This is a genomic window from Streptomyces sp. NPDC107575 (genome assembly GCF_055657265.1).
Genome location: NZ_JBVKBG010000005.1, coordinates 210,539 through 225,825, shown reverse-complemented (window position 1 = coordinate 225,825; position 15,287 = coordinate 210,539). Strand labels below are relative to the sequence as shown.

The 15,287-nt window shown below is 71.3% G+C and carries 13 protein-coding genes and 1 pseudogene; 12 read left to right on the top strand and 2 right to left on the bottom strand.

Annotated elements, in window-relative coordinates; all coding sequences use genetic code 11:
- Positions 1-65: 65 nt before the first annotated feature.
- The 3 genes and pseudogenes from ACZ7L4_RS25830 to ACZ7L4_RS25820 all read left to right on the top strand — a co-directional run.
- A pseudogene (locus tag ACZ7L4_RS25830) lies at positions 66-2,297 on the top strand (MMPL family transporter); the annotation flags it as partial.
- Entirely contained in the window at positions 2,298-3,209 is a 912-nt protein-coding gene (locus ACZ7L4_RS25825) for an MSCRAMM family protein (protein WP_472107342.1), read from the top strand.
- Positions 3,210-3,311: 102 nt separating this feature from the next.
- Positions 3,312-4,541, top strand: a complete 1,230-nt coding sequence (locus ACZ7L4_RS25820) for an MFS transporter (RefSeq protein ID WP_472106051.1) — start codon at positions 3,312-3,314, stop codon at positions 4,539-4,541.
- A gap of 43 nt (positions 4,542-4,584) precedes the next feature.
- Here ACZ7L4_RS25820 and ACZ7L4_RS25815 read toward each other — a convergent pair whose 3' ends face one another.
- Both ACZ7L4_RS25815 and ACZ7L4_RS25810 read right to left on the bottom strand, forming a co-directional pair.
- Positions 4,585-5,514: an aldo/keto reductase gene (locus ACZ7L4_RS25815; RefSeq protein ID WP_472106049.1), complete on the bottom strand. Its 930-nt coding sequence runs from the start codon at positions 5,512-5,514 to the stop codon at positions 4,585-4,587.
- 22 nt (positions 5,515-5,536) lie between these two features.
- On the bottom strand, positions 5,537-6,046 hold the full coding sequence (locus ACZ7L4_RS25810; protein WP_472106047.1) for a cupin domain-containing protein: 510 nt from the start codon (positions 6,044-6,046) through the stop codon (positions 5,537-5,539).
- Positions 6,047-6,182: 136 nt separating this feature from the next.
- Here ACZ7L4_RS25810 and ACZ7L4_RS25805 point away from each other — a divergent pair, with 136 nt between their 5' ends.
- The 9 genes from ACZ7L4_RS25805 (at position 6,183) to ACZ7L4_RS25765 (ending at position 15,243) form a co-directional block, all read left to right on the top strand.
- Positions 6,183-6,617, top strand: coding sequence for an RrF2 family transcriptional regulator (locus ACZ7L4_RS25805; protein WP_472106045.1), 435 nt, complete (start codon positions 6,183-6,185; stop codon positions 6,615-6,617).
- Positions 6,614-7,552 carry a DsbA family oxidoreductase gene (locus ACZ7L4_RS25800; protein ID WP_472106043.1) on the top strand — a complete coding sequence of 313 codons (939 nt, stop codon included), beginning with the start codon at positions 6,614-6,616 and terminating at the stop codon, positions 7,550-7,552. The genes ACZ7L4_RS25805 and ACZ7L4_RS25800 overlap by 4 nt, the downstream gene beginning before the upstream one ends.
- A 412-nt stretch (positions 7,553-7,964) precedes the next feature.
- Positions 7,965-9,515 (top strand): ABC transporter substrate-binding protein, encoded by a 1,551-nt coding sequence (locus ACZ7L4_RS25795; protein ID WP_472106041.1) that lies wholly within the window; start codon positions 7,965-7,967, stop codon positions 9,513-9,515.
- Positions 9,516-9,520: 5 nt separating this feature from the next.
- A complete protein-coding gene (locus ACZ7L4_RS25790; RefSeq protein WP_472106039.1) occupies positions 9,521-10,510 on the top strand; it encodes an ABC transporter permease in 990 nt (329 codons plus the stop codon).
- Between the two features lie 6 nt (positions 10,511-10,516).
- A complete protein-coding gene (locus ACZ7L4_RS25785; RefSeq protein ID WP_472106037.1) occupies positions 10,517-11,392 on the top strand; it encodes an ABC transporter permease in 876 nt (291 codons plus the stop codon).
- Entirely contained in the window at positions 11,389-12,279 is an 891-nt protein-coding gene (locus ACZ7L4_RS25780; protein ID WP_472106035.1) for an ABC transporter ATP-binding protein, read from the top strand. Before ACZ7L4_RS25785 ends, ACZ7L4_RS25780 begins: the two co-directional genes overlap by 4 nt.
- A complete protein-coding gene (locus ACZ7L4_RS25775) occupies positions 12,276-13,112 on the top strand; it encodes an ABC transporter ATP-binding protein (RefSeq protein ID WP_472106033.1) in 837 nt (278 codons plus the stop codon). The genes ACZ7L4_RS25780 and ACZ7L4_RS25775 overlap by 4 nt, the downstream gene beginning before the upstream one ends.
- Before the next feature lie 29 nt (positions 13,113-13,141).
- Positions 13,142-14,491: an NtaA/DmoA family FMN-dependent monooxygenase gene (locus ACZ7L4_RS25770; RefSeq protein WP_472106031.1), complete on the top strand. Its 1,350-nt coding sequence runs from the start codon at positions 13,142-13,144 to the stop codon at positions 14,489-14,491.
- Positions 14,488-15,243 (top strand): alpha/beta hydrolase, encoded by a 756-nt coding sequence (locus tag ACZ7L4_RS25765; protein WP_472106029.1) that lies wholly within the window; start codon positions 14,488-14,490, stop codon positions 15,241-15,243. The genes ACZ7L4_RS25770 and ACZ7L4_RS25765 overlap by 4 nt, the downstream gene beginning before the upstream one ends.
- Positions 15,244-15,287 lie beyond the last annotated feature (44 nt).

Sequence of the window (15,287 nt, the reverse complement as noted above, 5' to 3'; positions counted from 1 at the left end):
TCACCGTCGTCGGGCCGAAGTCCCCTGCCCAGCACCAAAAACGACCTGACCGGGAGTACGCCCTCGTGGCTCGATTCCTCTACAAAATGGGCCGATTCGCCTTCAGGCGACGGTACTTCGTCGCCCTCTTCTGGGTGGTGGTCCTCGCCGCGGTGGGCGTGGGCGCCTCCCAGGCCCCCACGGCCGCATCCTCCTCCTTCTCGATCCCGGGCACCGAGGCCCAGAAGGCCTTCGACCTGCTGGAGGACCGCTTCCCCGGCGCCAGCGCCGACGGCGCCACCGCGCGCGTCGTGTTCCAGGCCCCGGACGGCGAGAAGATCACCTCCGCCGCCAACCAGCGCGTCGTGCGCGACACCGTCAAGGAACTCGGCGGCGGCTCCGAGGTCCAAAGTGCGACGGACCCGTACAAGGCCAAGTCGGTCAGCCGCGACGGCACCATCGCGTACGCGCAGGTGTCGTACAAGGTCTCCGGCATGGAGCTGGAGGACTCCTCGCGCGACGCGCTCAAGGACGCCGCACAGGACGCCCGTGACGAGGGCCTGACCGTCGAGGTCGGCGGCGACGCGCTGCAGGCCGTGCCCGAGACCGGCTCGACCGAGGTCATCGGCGTCGTGGTCGCCGCCGTCGTCCTCGTCATCACCCTCGGCTCGCTGATCGCGGCCGGACTGCCGCTGGTCTCCGCGCTGTTCGGCGTCGGCATCGGCGTCTCCGCCATCACCGCGCTCGCCAAGCCCCTCGACCTGGACTCGACGACGTCCACGCTCGCGATGATGATCGGCCTCGCGGTCGGCATCGACTACGCGCTGTTCATCGTGTCCCGGTATCGAGCCGAACTGGCCGAGGGCCGCGAGCGCGAAGAGGCCGCGGGCCGGGCAGCCGGCACCGCGGGGTCCGCCGTCGTCTTCGCCGGACTGACCGTCGTCATCGCCCTCGTCGGCCTTGCGGTCGTGAACATCCCGATGCTGACGAAGATGGGCTTCGCGGCCGCCGGCACCGTCGTCATCGCCGTACTCGTCGCACTGACCCTGATCCCCGCCCTGCTCGGCATCGCCCGGCGCCGCGTGCGTCCCGCGGGCGCCAAGAGCAAGCGCAAGCAGCGCAAGGCCGAGAGCAGGGCCCAGGAACAGGGCCACGCCCACGGGGAGCACGCCGAGCCCAAGGCAGCCCTTGGCACCCGCTGGGCGCGCCTCGTCGTCAAGCACCCGGTCGCCGTGCTGCTGCTCGGTGTGATTGCCCTGGGCACGGCCGCCGTCCCGGCGATGGACCTCGAACTCGGCCTGCCCGACGACGGTTCGCAGCCCACCGACACCACGCAGCGCAAGGCGTACGACCTGCTCTCCGAGGGCTTCGGCCCCGGCTTCAACGGGCCGCTGATGGTCGTCGTCGACGCCAAGGACAGTGACGCGCCGAAGTCCGCCGTCGCCGACGTCACCAAGACCGTCAAGGGTCTCGACGACGTCGCCGTGGTGACCCCGCCGACGTTCAACAAGTCCGGTGACACCGCGATGCTCAGCGTCGTCCCGAAGTCGAAGCCGACCTCGACGGACACCGAGGACCTGGTGCAGAACATCCGCGACGCGGGTGACGGCATCAAGGCCGACTCGGGCGCCGAGCTGATGGTCACCGGCACCACCGCGATGAACATCGACGTGTCGCAGAAGCTCAATGACGCGCTGCTTCCCTATCTCGCGCTCGTCGTCGGCCTCGCCTTCCTGCTCCTGATCGTCGTCTTCCGCTCGATCCTGGTGCCGCTGAAGGCCGCGCTCGGCTTCCTGCTGTCCGTCCTGGCCGCGCTCGGCGCCGTCGTCGCCGTCTTCCAGTGGGGCTGGCTCGCCGACCTCATGGGCGTCGAGGAGACCGGGCCCGTGATGTCGATGATGCCGATCTTCATGGTGGGTGTCGTCTTCGGACTCGCGATGGACTACGAGGTGTTCCTCGTGACGCGGATGCGCGAGGCATACGTCCACGGGGAGACGGCCAAGGAAGCCATCGTCACCGGGTTCCGGTACAGCGCCCGCGTGGTCACGGCGGCCGCGGTCATCATGATGGCCGTGTTCGCGGGCTTCATCGGCTCGACCGAATCCATGATCAAGATGATCGGCTTCGGGCTCGCCGTCGCCGTCTTCTTCGACGCGTTCATCGTGCGCATGGCCATCGTCCCGGCGGTTCTCGCGCTCATCGGGCGCGGCGCCTGGTGGCTGCCCAAGTGGCTCGACCGCGCGCTGCCCAACGTCGACGTCGAGGGCGAGGGCCTGCGCGAACTCGACGAGGCCCGCGCGGCGAGCCCCGCCGACGAGGTGCCCGAGGGCGCCGTCCCGCACCCCGCCGAGCCGCAGCGCGAGCTCGTCACGGCCTCCGTCGGCGCGCAGGGCGCGGCCCAGCCGCAGAAGCACCTGGTCACCGCGTCCACCGCGGAGGCCGACGGAGCCCGCTCGTTCACCCCGAGCGGCAACGGCATCCTCGGCACGGTCCGCACCGGCGGCGGCGAGGTCGTGGCACGCGCCGCGATCACGCTGATCTCGACGGGCGGCCGGCAGATCAGCCGCTCCGTCACCGACTCCGGCGGCTCCTACAGCCTCGACGTCCCCGGCGCGGGCACCTACGTGCTGATCGTCGCGGCCGACGGGCACCAGCCGCAGGCCTCGACGGTCACCGTGGACGGGGAACTCCTCTCCCACGACATCCTGCTCACCGGCACCGGCGGACTCGCCGGCCTGGTGCGGGAGTCCGGCGGCCGTCCGGTGCCCGAGGCACTGGTCGTCGTGACCGACGTCCGCGGCGAGGTCGTGGCCACGGCGCGCACCGGACTGCACGGCGACTTCGCCTGCGGCGGCCTGGTGAACGGCCTGTTCACGCTCGCCGTGAACGCGCCGGGCTTCCGGCCGACCGCCCAGCAGGTGGAGACGGGCGCGCAGGGCGTGACCCGGGTCGAGCTCGTGCTCGGGGTCGGCAAGCGGGTGCAGGGTGTGGTCCGCGCGGGCGCTGAGGACGGCCCGTTGGCCGACGCACGGGTCACCCTGGTCGACGCGGCAGGCAATGTCATCGCCACGACGACCACCGGCGCGGACGGCGCGTACGCCTTCACCGACCTCGACGCGGGCGACTACTCGGTCATCGCGACGGGGTACCCGCCGGCCGCGCAGACGCTGCGGGTGGGCGACGCGGAGCCGGGCGACCTGGACATCAGGCTGAGCCACCCGGAGGCGTAGCGACATCCCGCGACCGCCCGCAGGGGCGGCACCCGCCATGGCCGGCGGGTGCCGCCCCTATGATCTTTCTTCGGCCTCCCCACAAGAGAGAGCACGCTACCGATGGACCTGGACACCCGCCGCAGGCGGACGGCACTGTTCCTCTTCTTTCTCATACCCGGCCTGTCGATGTCGTCGTGGGTGACGCGCACCCCCGACGTCCGCGACCAACTGGGCGCGTCGACCGCGCAGATGGGGCTCATTCTCTTCGGGCTCTCGGTCGGCTCGATGATCGGCATCCTGTGCTCCGGCACCCTCGTCGCCCGGTTCGGCTCGCGGCCCGTCATGGGCGTGGCGACCGTGCTGATCACCTTCAGCATGGCCGTCATCGGCCTCGGCGCGATGGCCGCCTCCGCGCCCCTCGTCACCGCGGGGCTGCTCCTCTTCGGCGCCGGAATGGGCGGGGGAGAGGTCGCCATCAACATCGACGGCGCGGAGGTGGAACGGATCACCGCGCGCACCATCCTGCCGACGCTGCACGGCTTCTTCAGCCTGGGCACGGTCGTGGGAGCGGCGGTCGGCATCCTGTGCACGGCCGTCGACTTCCCCGTGCAGTGGCACCTCATCGCCGTCGCCGTCGTCACCACCGCGATGTTCGGGTACGCGATCCGATCCATCCCCAGCGGCGTGGGCAAGGCCGCGGACGGTTCGAAGAATGCGGACGCCGCACAGGGCCCGTCGAAGGCGAAGGTGTGGCGGGACCGCCAGCTGCTCCTCCTCGGCGGCATCATCCTCGCCATGGCGCTCGCCGAGGGCGCCGCGAACGACTGGCTGCCGCTGCTCATGGTCGACGGCCACGACATGGACCCCGCGCTCGGCTCGGCCGTCTACACCGGCTTCGCCGCCGCCATGACCATCGGCCGGTTCGTCGGTGGGTACTTCATCGGGCGGCTCGGCCGCAAGCCCGTCGTACGGGCCAGCGCCGTGTCGGCGACGGTCGGCATCGCGCTGGTCGTCTTCTCCGACTCCGCGGCCCTCGCCAGCGCGGCCGTGCTGTTCTGGGGGCTCGGCGCCTCGCTCGGCTTCCCCGTCGCGCTCTCCGCGGCCGGTGACTCGGGCGAGAACCCGGCGGCGCGGGTGAGCCTGGTGGCGATGCTCGGCTACGTCGCGTTCCTCGTCGGACCGCCGTGCCTCGGCTTCCTCGGCGACCACTACGGGCTGCGGACGGCCATGGTGGTCGTCCTCGCGTTCACCACGCTGGCCGTCTTCCTCGCGCCCGCGGTCGGGTCGCGCTCCTCGGCGACGGTGGCCTCGCAGAGCGACGGCGAACGCTCGCGGGAGCACTGCGAGTGAGCACGGTGGGCCCCGCCCGCGCAGGCGGGGCCCAGTGCGGCGGCTACGGCAGGGTGTGCCCGGCCGCGGTGAACAGCCGGTACCACTCCTCGCGCGTGAGCGGGATGTCCGAGCCCGCCGCGGAGTCGGCGACCCGGCCCGGGTTGGTGGTGCCGAGCACGACCTGCATGTCGGCCGGGTGCCGGGTGATCCAGGCGACCGCGATGCCGGTCGGGGTCACGTCGTACTTCGCGGCCAGCTCGTCGAGCGCGGTGTTGAGCTCCGCGTAGTTCTCACGGTCGCCGACGAAGACACCGTCGAAGAAGCCCTTCTGGAAAGGCGACCATGCCTGCAGGGTCATCTTGTTGAGCCGCGAGTAGTCGAGCAGCCCGTTGTCACGGCTCACCGACTGGTCGAGCCCCGCCATGTTCGCGGCGATCCCCGAGGCGATCAACGGCGCGTGCGTGATGCTCAGTTGGACCTGGTTGGCGACCAGCGGCTGGTTCACCACCGACTTCAGCAGCTCGACCTGTCCCGGTGTGTGGTTGGAGACACCGAAGTTCACGACCTTGCCCGACGCGTGCAGCTCGTCGAAGGCCGCCGCGACCTCCTCCGGCTCGACGAGGGTGTCGGGGCGGTGCAGCAGGAGCATGTCGAGGTAGTCGGTGCGCAGCGCCGCCAGCGACTCGTCGACGGTGGCCAGGATGTGCTCGCGTGAGAAGTCGAAGTAGCCGGGCCTGATGCCGACCTTGCTCTGGATGACGATCGACTCGCGCTCCGCGGCGCTCAGCGTGACCGCCTGCCCGAAGCGCTCCTCGCAGGCGTGCCGCGTCGGCCCGTAGATGTCGGCGTGGTCGAAGCTGTTGATTCCGGCGTCGCGGGCGCTGTCGTAGAGGCCGCGGACGGCCTTGTCGTCGAGCTCCGCGATGCGCATCAGGCCCAGGACGACGTTGGAGGACGGCGCCTTGGCACCGGGGAAAGAGATCGATTTCATGGGGCCATCCTCGCAGAGCCGGTCAGGAAGCGTCGGGATCCGAAAGCGCGTACAGCTTCGGCAGGTTGACCACGATGGCCTCCTGCGTGCTGCGGGCGATGACGACCACGGCCTCGTCGGACGGGTCGGGGTTCTCCTCGCGGTGCGGCACGTAGGGCGGAACGAAGATGTAGTCGCCGGGGGAGGTGCGCAGCCTGACCTCCTCCTCGCCGCTGCCCGAGTCGTCGAGGAACACGAACTCCGGGTGCCCGCTCACCACGTAGATCGCGGTCTCGGACTCGCCGTGGTGGTGGTCGGAGGACGCGGTCGACGGGGCGACATGGGTCTGGCCCATCCACAGCTTCTCGGACCCCACCGTGTTCCCGCTGACGGCGGCGAAGCGCCGCATGCCGCCGCTCTGCGCGGTGTCGCCGTCCAGGGCGTCGGCGCGGATGTGGTGCAGCCGCGAACGCAGCGGAGCGGAAGGGGAGTTCGGGGCGTCGTGGAGATGAGGGTGGAAGCCCTCACCGGGCGTGGTCAACGGCTCGCTCATGAGGGGACGCTAGAGCGGCTCCGGAAAAGATGTCAAGAGGTGTCCATTGCCTCTCACCTGCGGCAATGTTCCCGCAATGTTCGGCCGGACGGGCCGCGGACCTTGCCCCGCGGCGCTCTTCGGGCATCATGTGGCCATGCATATCTCCGCGAAGGCGGACTACGCCACGCGCGCGCTCCTCGAGCTTGCCCGCGCCCCCGAACAGCCGCTCACCTGCGAGGCCATCGCCGACGCCCAGGGGATTCCGTTCCGGTTCCTCAAGTCGGTGGTGGGCGAGCTGCGCAAGGCCGGGCTCGTACGCAGTCAGCGCGGATGCGTGGGCGGCTACTGGCTGGGCGTGCCGGCCGACGCCATCACACTGCTCGATGTCACCCGCGCCGTCGACGGTGAACTGCTCACCCTGCGCGGCGAGCCGCTCTCCGGCCTCGGCTACACCGGAGCCGCCCGAGGGCTGCCGGAGGTGTGGCGCCGGATCGAGGCGGACGCCGCCGCCGTCCTCGGCGGGGTGACCGTGGCGGCGCTCCTCGCGGAGGGCGAGGCGGTGCCGGTGGTTTCCCAGGAGGTCGCGTGAGCGGCGACCCGGTGACCGGAACACTCGAAGTCGTCGAGTACACCGACCCGTTGTGCCCCTGGGCCTGGGGCTCCGAGCCGACCTTCCGCAGGCTGCGGCAGGCGCTGGCCGGGCGGGCCCGATGGCGGCGCGTGTACTGCATCCTCTTCGACGACGACGATGACCCGGCACCCGACCCCGCGGCGGAGACCGCCTGGTACGCGCGGTACATCGAGGAGATCGGCGCGCACACCCGCGCTCCGTACGCCGCCCGTCTGAGCCGGGTCGCGGCGAGTTCGTGGCCGTCGTCCCTGGTCGCGAAGGCGGCCGAGGCCCAGGGGGAGGAGCCGGCCGCGCGGGCGCTGCGACGCCTGCGCGAGACGGTCTTCGTCCTGGGGGAGCCCGCCGACACGCTCGACCTCGCCCTGGCCGCCGTCCGCGACGTCCCCGGGCTCGATGCCGACCGCCTGTGCATTGACACCACATCAGAATCCGTACGGCAGAAGGTCCTTGCCGACCGTGCCGAGGCCCGCCGCCCGGTTCCCGAGGTGCTCGCGCCGCTGCCCGGTGACTCGCCGCATCCCGGCGCGGCCAAGGAGACGGACGACGGGGCGGGCCTGCGGTACGCGCTGCCGACGGTCCTCGTGCGCGGGGAGGCGGGGCATCGGGTGGTGCCGGGGTGGCGGCCGTACGACGAGTACCTCGCGGCGGTGCGTGAGTTGAGCCCCGGTCCGGTGGCAGCACCGGCCGAGCCGCTGCCCGCCGCCGAGGCGCTGCGCCGCCACCGCACCCTGACCGAACCCGAACGGAAGGCCCTGGCGAGCGGTCCCTGGCCGCCCCCGGAGGCGGTCCGCGCGGACACCGCGAACGGCCCGCTGTGGCTGTGCCCGAGCGAGGCCGCGGTGCATCCGGCCACGCGTCCCCACGGCAAGTCCGGCCCCCTGGCACCGCGTTGACCAGCGACGTCGAGCCGTCCCGCGTGATGAGACACCAATTGGTGTCCATTGACAGCCGGGGACCGGGCGGGTCAGGATGTGCAGCATGCTGACGACGCACCCCGGCGTGGTGTGCCGCTACGTGGACCTGCGGCGCACGTGCAGCGCACTCTGTCGCTGACACTCTTCCCCTCCGCGTAGCTCCCCGCGCGCCTGAACCCTCTCCCCGGGACTGCCCGGGAACTCAGGACGCCTCGGACGCTCTTTCATGACGGCCGGCTCTTCGAGCCCCTCGCCCGTCATGCCTCCTTCACCGCGTTCCGCCCTGCCCACCGGTGTGCCCCTGCGCACGTCGCGGGATGGCTGCGCGTGCCTTGTCCTTCGCTCCTTCGCGCTGCCCTCGAAGCGCGGGAGCCGTCGCAGAGAGACACTCATGTCCGGACGCCCCATGCCCAGAACGCGCCGACGCACCCTGAAGGCCGCCGCCCCGGCCGCCGGGACCGCCCTCCTTCTCGTGTCCGCCCTCACCGGCTGCGGCGGCGACAACGCCTCGGCGGCCGGCGGGGGCGCCACCCTGAAGTGGACCTCCACCTACTTCCCGACCCACTGGGACCCGGTGGTCGGCGGCAGTGGCGCCCAGTTCCGTGAACTCTCCATGGTCTACGCCTCGTTGACGCGCACCGACGAGAAGGGGAACGCGGTCCCCGACCTCGCCAAGAGCTGGGACTACAACAAGCGCGGCGACCGGATCACCTTCCATCTGCGCCCGGGGCAGAAGTTCAGCGACGGTGAACCCGTCGACGGCGCCGCCGTCAAGGCGGCCATCGAGCGCGCCAAGAAGCAGAAGAACTCCGCTCTCTTCGGAGACCTCACGTCGATCGAATCGGTGCGCGCGAAGGGACTCGACGCGATCGTCGACCTCAAACAAGTCGACTACCAGATACCGCAGTTGCTCGGGCAGCGCGTCCTCCAGATCGCCAGCCCCAAGGCGGCGAAGTCGCCCGCGAAGCTCGACCAGCGGCCCGTCGGCGCCGGACCGTTCACCGTCACCCAGCTCATCCCCGGCACCAAGGCCGTCCTGAAGAAGAACCCGGACTACTGGGACGCCAAGAACATCCACATCGACCAGGTCGAACTGACCTCGGCACCCGACGCCTCCACCGTCGTCTCCGGACTGCAGACCGGTGTCTACAACTTCGCCGACATCGAGCCCAGCCAGGCCGACGCCGCGAAGAAGGCCGGACTCGACGTCTTCGTACAGCCCGGCTTCAACGCCTCCAACCTCAGCCTGAACGTCAACAAGAAGCCGTTCGACAACGACAAGGTCGTCGACGCGGTCCGCCACGCCATGAACCGTCAGGAGTTCGTCGACAAGCTGACGTTCGGGTACGGAGAGGCCACCGACCAGCCGTTCCCCAAGGGGTACACGGCCTACGACCCCAAGTCGGCGAACGCCTACCCCTACGACCCGGCGAAGTCGAAGAAGCTGCTCGCCCAGGCCGGATACAAGGCGGGTGACATCAAGCTCGACCTCGTCATCCCGGAGGAGCAGCCCGAGGCCGAGATCGTCCAGTCGCAGCTCGCCAAGGTCGGCATCAAGGTCGACATCAGGATCGACAAGAACTGGGCGACACCGTTCTTCGCCAAGGACCTGACGTTCTCCCTGTACTCGACGACCGGACGCGACTCCGCCGCGCAGACCCTCACCGCGCACTTCGGCCCCGACGGACCGCTCAACCTCAGCACCCCCTACGAGCCGAAGGGCTTCGAGGACGCCATCGCGAAGGTCCGCGAGACCCGCATCGACGACCCCGACTACCCGAAGGTCCTCCAGGCCGCGACCCGCGCGGGGCTGGACAGCAGGGCGCTGGTCTTCACGTACTCCCAGCCGAACCTCATCGCCAAGAGCAAGAACGTCTCCGACCTCCCGAAGAACCCGGCCCACATCGACTGGACCGGCGTCACCATCAAGCCCGGGGCGTGAGCGGCATGCCCCGCACCAGGAACAGCACCGCGCACCTCCTCGGCCGTGTCCTCGCCACCCTCGGACGTTCCGTCGCGATCTTCGTCCCGGTCTTCGTGGTGGCGACGTTCGTGACGTTCGCGCTGCGCTCGATGAGCGGACTCAGCCCGGCCCGCATCCAGTTGGGGGAGAAGGCGACCCCGGAGGCCATCGCCCGCGTCGAGGCGCAATGGGGACTCGACCGGCCCTTCCTCGCCCAGTACGGCGACTGGTTCAACGGCGTCCTGCACGGCCGACTGGGCACCAGCTGGACCAACGGCTCCGACATCTCCACCCTCATCGGGACCGGCCTCGGCGTGAGCCTGTCCGTGGCGGGCGCCGCGCTCGTCATCGGCGTGGTACTCGGCTTCGTCCTCGGCACGGTGGCCGCGCTGCGCCGCACCACCTGGATCGACCGGGCGGTCACCGGCTTCGTCACCGTGATCTCGGTGATGCCCGCGTTCGTCGTCGGGATCGTCCTGGTCACCGTGTTCGCCGTCGGCCTCGGCTGGTTCCCGTCCGCCGGATACGTGCCGCTCGCGCAGGGCTTCGGCCCCTGGTCGCTGCACATCCTGCTGCCCGCGCTCGCGCTCAGCTGCGACGTCGTCGCCGACGTGGCACGCCAGTTGCGGACGAGTCTGATCGCGGCGTCGCGCGAGAACTACGTCACCGGGGCCGTGGTCCGTGGCCTGAGCTCGCGCCGCGTCTTCCTCGGGCACGTCCTGCGCAACGCCCTGGGCCCGACGCTCGCCACCCTCGGCCTCAAGTTCCCCGCCCTCGTGGGCGCCTCCGTCGTCACCGAATGGATCTTCGGCCTGCAGGGCTTCGGCCGGTTCGCCAACGACGCCGCGCAGGCCGGCGACGTACCCGCCGTACAGGGAGTGCTCGTGGTGTCGATCGTCCTCGTCGTCGGCTTCAACCTGATCGTCAACCTGGTCCTGGCGCGTGTCACGCCGGCCGCCCAGCGGGGGGTGTGAGCCGCCATGACCCGCCGCATCCTCGTCCTCACCACGGGCCGCATCGCCGTCGTCATCCTCGGCGTCGTCGCCCTGCTCGCGCTCCTCGGCCCGCTGCTCGCCCCGCAGGACCCCCTCGCCACGAGCGGTGACACCCTCGCCGCCGCGTCGTGGGAGCACTGGCTGGGCACCGACTACCTCGGCCGCGACGTGCTCAGCCGGCTCCTCGACGGCTCCCGGGTCAGCGTCCTCGGCTCCCTCGAAGTCGCCCTGACCGCACTGGTCGTGGGGTCGATCCCGGGCATCCTGTCGGTGTACCTCGGCCGGGTCTTCGAATGGCTGACACTGCGGCTCGCCGACACCCTCGTCGCGCTGCCGTTCCTGCTGTTCGCGGTCGCGGTGATCGCGCTGCTCGGCAACGGCATCACCCAGGCGATGCTCGTGACCGGCGCCCTGGTGTCCCCGCTGTTCTACCGGGTGTCCCGCGCCGCCACATTGGCCGTGGCCCGATCCCCGTACGTGGAGGCCGCGCTGATCTCCGGTGCCTCGATCGGCTGGATCGTCCGACGCCATGTCTGGGCGAAGGTGCTGCCGCCGCTCGCGGTCGCCCTCGCGCAGACCGTCGGCACCGGCTTCGTGATCGTGTCGAGCCTGACGTTCCTCGGCATCGGCGTCCAGCCGCCCGAACCCACCTGGGGCGGGCTGCTCGCCTCCGACCTCGGCTACCTCGGCCAGCAGCCCTGGGCCCCCCTCCCGCCCGCCCTCCTCGTCATGGCGACGGTGTGGGCCGCGAACCTCCTCGCCGACGCGATCCGCGACGTGTCGGGCACGGCCGGTCGGGCCCCCGTCGGCGCCGGACGGAACCGCCTCGACGAGACCGCCCCCGCCGGAGGTACGACATGACCACAGCGCCCACCGACCTCGCCCGCGACCAGAGGCACGACGACGGCCCCCGGGCAGCCCCCGTGCTCTCCCTGCGGGACGTACGGATCGCCGACACGGCCACCGACCGGGAGATCGTGCACGGCGTCGGCTTCGACCTCGGACCCGGCACGACGATCGGCATCGTCGGCGAGTCCGGCAGCGGTAAGACCCTCACCTGCCGCGCCGCGCTCGGCATCCTGCCGGAGCACTTCGAGATCACCGGCGGACACGTCGAACTCGACGGCACCGACACCGCCCCCCTGGCCCCGAAGCAGTGGACCCGGCTGCGTGGCAGTACCATCGCCGCCGTCTTCCAGGACCCGGCCTCCTACCTCAACCCCTCGATCCGCGTCGGCACACAGCTCGCCGAGGTGCTCCGCGTGAAGAAGGGCCTCAAGAGGCGCGAGGCACGGGAACGCGCCGTCGAACTGCTCCGCACCGTGCATCTGCGCGACCCGGAACTCAGCTACGGCCAGTACCCCCACGAACTCTCCGGCGGCATGCTGCAACGCGTCCTGATCGCCACCGCGATCGCCGCGGAGCCCCGCGTCCTCATCGCCGACGAGGCCACGACGGCACTCGACGTCACGGTCCAGGCGGAGATCCTCGACCTCCTGGCGGACCTGCGCGACCGCACGGGCCTGGCCCTCGTCGTCGTCTCCCACGACCTCGCCGTGGTGGCCCAGCTGTGCGACGAGGTGCTGGTCATGAAGGAGGGCACCGTCGTCGAACAGGGCCCCACGAGCCAGGTGCTGCACGCGCCGCGCCACGAGTACACCCGGCTGCTCATCGCCGAGCACGAGCTGTACGGCCTCGAAAGGTTCCGCACCGGGACCCCGGCGGCCCCGGTCAAGGAGGACGCATGAGCGACCACACCCCGCGTGCCGTGCTCGCGATCGACGCGCTCGACGTCCACTACGGCCCCCGACGGCGCCGCCGCCGAGCCCTGCACGGGGTCTCGCTCACCGTCGCGCCCGGCGAGACGCTCGGGCTCATCGGCGAGACCGGCTCCGGCAAGTCCACCCTCGCGCGCGCCGTCCTCGGCCTCGTCCCCGCCACGTCCGGCACGATCACCGTCGGGGGAGCGGACGTCACCGCCCACAGTCGCCGCCAATGGCGCGAACTGCGCCGCCGAGGCGTGATCCAGTACGTCTTCCAGGACCCGCTGCGCAGCCTCGACCCGGACCTGACCATCGAGGAGTCCCTGAGCGAGCCCCTGCGCGTCGGCGGCGTGCCGCGCGCGGAGGCCGCCGAGCGGATCCGCGACCATCTCGAACGGGTGCGGCTGGGCGAGGGGTTGCTCCGTCGCCTTCCCGGCGAGCTGTCCGGTGGGCAGCGCCAACGCGTCGCCGTGGCACGGGCGTTGGTGAACCGCCCACGGCTCGTCATCCTCGACGAACCCGTCAGCGCCCTCGACTCCGCCAACCGCGTCCAGATCCTGGAGATCCTCAAGGAACTGCGCGCGGACGGCACGGCGCTGGTGTTCATCTCCCACGACCTCGGCTCCGTCGCCGGCGTCGCCGACCGGATCGCCGTCCTGTACCGCGGCGAACTCGTCGAGACCGGAGCGACGGACACCGTCGTCAACGACCCCCAGCACCCCTACACACGCCTCCTCCTCGGCTCCGCACCCACCCTGCACGGCGCCCCGGCCGACCCGGCCGAACGCGCGGCACTGCGCGCCCTGCTGCCCGCCTGAGCCACCCGCCCTCACAGAAGGAACCACCCATGCCCCGCAAGAAGATCCACCTCGCGCTGCATCCCTACGGAGTCGGCGGCCCCGGCCAGCACGGCCTGTGGAAGGACCCGCGCGTCGCCGACAACGCCAGCATCGACATCAACTACTACATACGGCAGGCCAAGGCGGCCGAACACGCCCTGTTCGACGCCCTGTTCATCGTCGACAGCCAGTTCATCAACGCCACCTACCCCTCCCACTACCTCAACCGGCTCGAACCCCTCACCCTGCTCTCCGCCGTGGCCACGCACACCCGCCACCTCGGCCTCGTGGGCACGGCCAGCTCGACGTACAACTCGCCGTTCAACCTGGCCCGCCGCTTCGCCTCCCTGGACCACATCAGCGGTGGCCGGGCCGGCTGGAACGTCGTCACCAGCTTCGACACCGGGACCTCCCGCAACTACGGGTTCGAGGAGCACCTCGACTACGCCACCCGCTACGGCAGGGCCCTGGAGTTCGTCGAGGTCGCCCGCGGCCTGTGGGACTCCTACGAGGACGACGCGTTCCCCGCCGACGTCGAGCGCAACGTGTTCCTCGACCCGGCCAAGCTGCACGAACTCAACCACGTGGGCGAGCACTTCAGGGTCGCGGGCCCGCTCAACCTCTCGCGCTCCCCGCAGGGCCAGCCCGTCATCTTCCAGGCCGGTGTCTCCGAGGAGGGCCGCGACCTCGCCGCCCGCGTCGCCGAGGGCATCTACGCGCCCGGCGGCTCCCTCCAGCAGGCGCAGGAGTACTACGCCGACATCAAGCGCCGCACCGCCGCCCACGGCCGCGACCCCGAACACATCAAGATCTTCATCCACGGCGGCCCGGTCGTCGCCGCCACCGACGAGGCCGCCCGCCGCCGCGAGCGCGAGATCTTCGAGGAGGACAACGACTTCGACCGCCACCTCGCCCTGCTCGGCCGCTCCTTCGGCGCCTACGACTTCAGCGTCCACGACCTCGACGCGCCCTTCCCGGACGTGGCCCATCTCGCCGAGAAGGGCGGCAGGACTGGGGCCACGAAAATCATCGAGCGGGCGCGGACCGAGAAGCTCACCCTGCGCCAAGTCGCCCAGTCCCTCGCCGAGTTCCGCCGCTCGCCGTTCGTCGGCGCGCCGGAGACGGTCGCCGACCGGATCGAGGAGTGGTTCGACGCCGGCACCTTCGACGGCATCAACTTCGCCTTCCGCACGGAGGAGGAACTCGCCCTCTTCGTCGACGGCGTCGTCCCGATCCTCCAGAAGCGCGACCTGTTCCGCACGGCGTACGAGGCCGACACCCTGCGCGGCCACCTCGGCCTGCCGATCCCCGCCAACCGGCACACCACCGACAACGCCCCCTTGGGAGCCCTGCGATGACCAGCCAGTACACCGAACACCTCGCCCCCGAGGGCCTCCTCACCCGCGGCACCGTCCTCGTGATCCCCGGACGCGGCGAGACACGCGCCGTGTACGAGCGGTTCGGCAGGCGGCTCGCCGCGGACGCCTACCGTGTACGGGTCGTGGACACCCCGGACCTGGGCGGCGACGACCTCGACGCCGCCCTCGACACCCTCGTGGAACGGCTCGCGGAGGCGGCCGACGGCACGGCTGCCGCCCCGCTCGTCCTGGTCGGCGCGGACAGCGGCGCCGCCGCGGTCGCCGCCCTCGTCGCCGACCCGGCCCGGGCGCACCGGCTGCGGGCCGACGGTGTGGTGCTCGCGGGACTCCCGGGCCGCGCGGCCGCCGCCACGGAGGCATGGGACGAGGAACTCGACGTCCGCACGTCGTGCCCCACCCACCGGGGCGTGCTCACGGACGACACCCGCGTACGCCGCGGAGCGCTGAACACACCCGTGCCGGAACCGGTGTTGGAGCTGGCCCACGACAGCGCGGCGGACCTCCCGCAGCTGCTTCTCGTCGGTGACGCCGACCCGCTCGCCGACCGCGAAGCCCTCGCGCTGACGGCGCAGAAGTTCGCCTCGGCCCGCCTGGCCGTCGTCCACGGCGCCCACCACGACGTGCTCAACGACAAGCAGCACCGCTCGGTGGCCGCGGAGATCGTGACGTTCCTCGAAGCACTCCGCGAAGACCTGACCCCCGCGGTCACGGTCGTGTCGAGCGCCTGGTGAACCCCGCCGCCCGCTAGCCCGTCCCTCGCCTCCTCCTCCCCTCA

Coding starts and splice junctions, on each gene's coding strand:
- ACZ7L4_RS25805 (WP_472106045.1), top strand. CDS start 6,183: ATGCATATCTCCGCGAAGGCGGACTACGCCACGCGCGCGCTCCTCGAG.
- ACZ7L4_RS25785 (WP_472106037.1), top strand. CDS start 10,517: ATGACCCGCCGCATCCTCGTCCTCACCACGGGCCGCATCGCCGTCGTC.
- ACZ7L4_RS25790 (WP_472106039.1), top strand. CDS start 9,521: ATGCCCCGCACCAGGAACAGCACCGCGCACCTCCTCGGCCGTGTCCTC.
- ACZ7L4_RS25770 (WP_472106031.1), top strand. CDS start 13,142: ATGCCCCGCAAGAAGATCCACCTCGCGCTGCATCCCTACGGAGTCGGC.
- ACZ7L4_RS25775 (WP_472106033.1), top strand. CDS start 12,276: ATGAGCGACCACACCCCGCGTGCCGTGCTCGCGATCGACGCGCTCGAC.
- ACZ7L4_RS25820 (WP_472106051.1), top strand. CDS start 3,312: ATGGACCTGGACACCCGCCGCAGGCGGACGGCACTGTTCCTCTTCTTT.
- ACZ7L4_RS25765 (WP_472106029.1), top strand. CDS start 14,488: ATGACCAGCCAGTACACCGAACACCTCGCCCCCGAGGGCCTCCTCACC.
- ACZ7L4_RS25780 (WP_472106035.1), top strand. CDS start 11,389: ATGACCACAGCGCCCACCGACCTCGCCCGCGACCAGAGGCACGACGAC.
- ACZ7L4_RS25795 (WP_472106041.1), top strand. CDS start 7,965: ATGTCCGGACGCCCCATGCCCAGAACGCGCCGACGCACCCTGAAGGCC.
- ACZ7L4_RS25810 (WP_472106047.1), bottom strand. CDS start 6,046: ATGAGCGAGCCGTTGACCACGCCCGGTGAGGGCTTCCACCCTCATCTC.
- ACZ7L4_RS25815 (WP_472106049.1), bottom strand. CDS start 5,514: ATGAAATCGATCTCTTTCCCCGGTGCCAAGGCGCCGTCCTCCAACGTC.